Annotated in this window: 4 protein-coding genes; 2 read left to right on the top strand and 2 right to left on the bottom strand. The window is 72.4% G+C overall.

Annotated elements, in window-relative coordinates:
- Window positions 1-99: 99 nt before the first annotated feature.
- Window positions 100-1,137, bottom strand: a complete 1,038-nt coding sequence (locus ACFXPX_RS43540; protein WP_380645083.1) for an agmatine deiminase family protein — start codon at window positions 1,135-1,137, stop codon at window positions 100-102.
- Between the two features lie 90 nt (window positions 1,138-1,227).
- On the opposite strand from ACFXPX_RS43540, the gene ACFXPX_RS43545 reads away from it, so the two are divergent.
- Window positions 1,228-1,392: an FCD domain-containing protein gene (locus ACFXPX_RS43545; RefSeq protein ID WP_380645085.1), complete on the top strand. Its 165-nt coding sequence runs from the start codon at window positions 1,228-1,230 to the stop codon at window positions 1,390-1,392.
- A 40-nt stretch (window positions 1,393-1,432) separates the two neighbouring features.
- On the opposite strand, the gene ACFXPX_RS43550 is transcribed toward ACFXPX_RS43545, so the two are convergent.
- Window positions 1,433-2,005, bottom strand: coding sequence for a TetR/AcrR family transcriptional regulator (locus ACFXPX_RS43550; protein ID WP_380645086.1), 573 nt, complete (start codon window positions 2,003-2,005; stop codon window positions 1,433-1,435).
- A gap of 263 nt (window positions 2,006-2,268) precedes the next feature.
- Here ACFXPX_RS43550 and ACFXPX_RS43555 point away from each other — a divergent pair, with 263 nt between their 5' ends.
- The gene (locus tag ACFXPX_RS43555) at window positions 2,269-3,471 is read left to right on the top strand and encodes an agmatine deiminase family protein (RefSeq protein WP_380522732.1); all 1,203 of its coding nucleotides are present in this window, start codon (window positions 2,269-2,271) and stop codon (window positions 3,469-3,471) included.
- Window positions 3,472-3,562 lie beyond the last annotated feature (91 nt).

Here is a 3,562-nt window from a genome sequence, read left to right on the forward strand (position 1 = left end):
CGCCACCCTACCCGGGCGTAGGGTCGGGCGGCCGCCCGGCTGACCGATCGGTCAGTCGGGCGGCCGAACCCGGGTGGGTGCCGGTGCCCGTGGCGCGGCTCAGGCCGCCGGCGGCACGACGGGCTGGGACTGGGTCGCGCAGTGGATGCCGCCGCCGCCCGCCGCGATGGCGTTGATCCGCACCGGGACGACGGTGCGGCCGGGGTACTCCGCCGCCAGGACCGCGCGGGCCGCGTCGTCGGCCGCGGCGTCCCCGATCTGGGGCATCAGCACGGCGCCGTTGGCGGTGTAGTGGTTGGTGTAGCTGGCCAGGAAGGACGAGCCGGTCCCGTCGATCTTCTGGTGGTCGGGGCCGGGCAGCTCGACGATCGTCAGCGGACGGCCCTTGGCGTCGGTGGCGCTCTGCAGCACCTGCTTGGCCTGCTGGTAGACGTTGACCCAGAGCGGGGCGGAGCCCGGCCCGGGCTTGTCGAGGATGACCCGGCCGGGCGCGCTGAACCGGGCCACGCAGTCGATGTGGCTGTCCGTGATGTCCTGGCCCGCCAGGCCGGCCACCCAGATCACCTTCTCCACACCGAGCGAGGACTTGAGCCGCTGCTCGACGTCGCCCTGGCTCAGCCCCGGGTTGCGGTTGGGGTTGACCAGTGAGCTGACGGTGGCGAGCAGGGTGCCCTGGCCGTCGGTCTCCAGTGAGCCGCCCTCGCCGGTGAAGGGCGCCTGGACGCGGTCGATCCGGTAGTGGGCGAGCAGCGCGGCGGCCGCCTTGGCGTCGTTGGCGAAGGCCTGCTCGTACTTGGTGCCGGTCTTGCCCCAGCCGTTGAAGTTGGTGTCCAGGCCGGCGACGGCGCCCGGGCCGACCAGGAAGGTCGGGCCGAAGTCCCGGATCCACAGGTCGTCGTTGGAGACCGGGAGGAAGGTGATGCCGTGGGAGAAGGGGATCGAGGCGGTGTTGCAGAGCGGGGTGGCAGCGGCCACCGACTCCGGGTTGATCACCATCACGACCGGCTCGAAGCGGGAGACCTCCTTGGCGAGGTTCGCGATGTCCGCCTGGACGGCGGGGAGTTGGGCGCCCCAGGCGGAGGTCGGTTCGGGCCAGGCCAGGAAGGTCCGGGCGTGCGGGTCGGTCTCGGCGGGCATCCGCAGCGTCGGCGCGGCGCCGGGGGCGGCGGCGGTGGCGGAGCCGTCGGCGGCGGGAGATCGCGGGGTGGTCCATCTGGGCCTCTCGCAATGGCCCAGGTCCAGACGTACAAGCTGCTCAGCATCGCCGAGATCGCCGACGAGCACGACGCGATCCTCGCGGCGATCGCCGACGGTGACACGGAGCAGGCGGACCGCGCGCTCGCCGTCCACCTGGACCGGGCGAGGGCGCGGCTGCGCGAGCGGATGGGCTAGTTCTCGGGAAGCCGCGGTCGGCCCGGCCGCCCGCGGGGGTTCAGTGCCGGGCCAGCTCCGTGTCGACGGCGCCGCGGAGCAGTCGGCGGGCGTGGTCGAGGCTCAGCGAGCCGCTGAGCCAGCGCACGCTGAGGCCCTCGGTCAGGGCGGTGAGCCGTTCGGCGGCGGCCGCGTGGGCGGGGGCGGTGCCGGTGGGGTCGGCGCGGGCGAGCAGTTCGGCCACGTCGTGCACCCAGGTGTGGGTGGAGCGGGCGAGTTCCTCGCGCAGGTCGGGTTCGAAGACGGCGGTGGCCCGCAGCTCGCCCCAGGCGGTGCTGTTCTCGCGGACCTCGGCGGTGTCCTGGAGTTCGCGCAGCAGGACCCGTTCCAGGTCGGTGCGCGGGTCCTCGGCCCGGGCGGCGGGCTCCTGGTCGGCGGTGTAGTGGTCGGCGCGGTCGCTGATGAACTCCAGCGTCCGGCGCAGGGTGCCGGCCCGGTCGGTGAAGTGGTAGTAGATCAGCGCGGTGGACACCCCGGCCTCGGCCGCGAGCTCGCCCATGCGCAGTCCGCGGATGCCGCGTCGGGCGATGACGCGGGTGGCGGCTTCGAGTATCGCTGTCCGACGGTCCGACATGAGCGGTCACTCTACCGGGATTCGGGCCGGCTCGTTACACAATCCTGACGAAAATTTCAGGACTCCCTTTCGAGGGCTCCCCGAGACCGGCTCCCTGGTCAGCGCGCCGCACTGCCCTGGTGTAGACCGGTGGTCCGGGGTCGGCCGGGGTGTTCCGAAGGTGACCGAAAGGTAACTGTCCCCCAGGGGCTTGACTGAATTTTCAGTGCGGTGAAGGATGCGGGGCAACCCCCACACCTCCCACCTCATGCAGGGAGCGTTTCTTGAACACCCCCACCCCCTCAAGAAGAAGCCTGCTCCGCTTCGGCGCGGCCGCCGTGCCGCTGGCCGCCCTCACCGCGGCCTTCCCGGCCGCCGCCCGGGCCGACGACGCCCAGGCGGCCACGGCCACGGCGACGGAATCGGCCACGGGATCGGCCACCGCCACCCCGCGGCTGCGGATGCCGGCCGAGAGCGACCGGCACGACCGCACCTTCATGGCCTGGCCCGCCCTCTCCTCGATCTGGGGCAACAAGCTCTCCGCGGTCCGCGACGACATCGCCCGGGTCGCCTACGAGATCTCCCGCTACGAGCCGGTCGTCCTGGTCGCGCGCCCCGCCCAGGCCGCGAGCGCCCGGTACTGGTGCGGCCCCGGCAGCACCTACGGCATCTCCGTCGTCGAGATCCCCAACGACGACCTGTGGATCCGCGACTTCGGCCCGACCTTCACGGTCGCGCCCGGCACCGTCGCCGGGGTCGACACCCACTTCAACGGCTGGGGCAAGACCGGTACCCCCTACTACCAGCCCTTCGCCGAGGACGCCGCGGTCGCGGCGAGCCTGCTCGCCGAGTACGGCGTCAGCCGCGTCAGCGCCTCCTTCACCGGCGAGGGCGGCGCCCTGGAGACGGACGGCCAGGGCACCCTGCTGGCCACCGTCAGCTCGCTGGTCAACCCGAACCGCAACCCGGGCATGACCCAGGACCAGGTCGAACAGGCCTTGAAGACCAGTCTCGGCCTGGACAAGGTGATCTGGCTGGCCGGTCTGGCCGGCCAGGACATCACCGACGACCACATCGACTGCCTGGCCCGCTTCACCTCCGCGGGCCGGGTCGTCCTCGACAAGCCCGGCCCCGGCACCGACCAGGTCTGGATCGACGTCTACCAGCAGGCCAAGCAGGTCCTGCAGAGCGCGACCGACGCCCAGGGCCGCGCCCTGACCGTGGTGGAACTGCCCGGCCCGGACCGCACCCTGATCCGCGGCCGCGGCAAGGACTTCCTGTCCAGCTACACCAACTTCTACGTCGCCAACGGGTCGGTGTTCGTGCCCCAGTTCGGCGACGGCTACGCCGACGGCCTGGCCTACACCATCCTCCAGGCCGAGTTCCCCGGCCGCGACGTCGTCCAGATCAACATCGACAACATCGCCTCCGGCGGTGGCGGCATCCACTGCGCCACCCAGTCCCAGCCCGCCGTACCGGCGGTCTAGGGCCTGTCCGGCGGATCTTGCCAGGCGCGCGACGCCGGGCATCCCGCCTGGACGCACGCCCGAATCGCCCAAGTACGTCCAGTACGAGGCC

The sequence above is a fragment of the Kitasatospora sp. NPDC059146 genome, from assembly GCF_042786665.1.
Classification (GTDB): Bacteria; Actinomycetota; Actinomycetes; order Streptomycetales; family Streptomycetaceae; genus Kitasatospora.

Coding starts and splice junctions, on each gene's coding strand:
- ACFXPX_RS43540 (WP_380645083.1), bottom strand. CDS start 1,137: ATGCCCGCCGAGACCGACCCGCACGCCCGGACCTTCCTGGCCTGGCCC.
- ACFXPX_RS43545 (WP_380645085.1), top strand. CDS start 1,228: ATGGCCCAGGTCCAGACGTACAAGCTGCTCAGCATCGCCGAGATCGCC.
- ACFXPX_RS43550 (WP_380645086.1), bottom strand. CDS start 2,005: ATGTCGGACCGTCGGACAGCGATACTCGAAGCCGCCACCCGCGTCATC.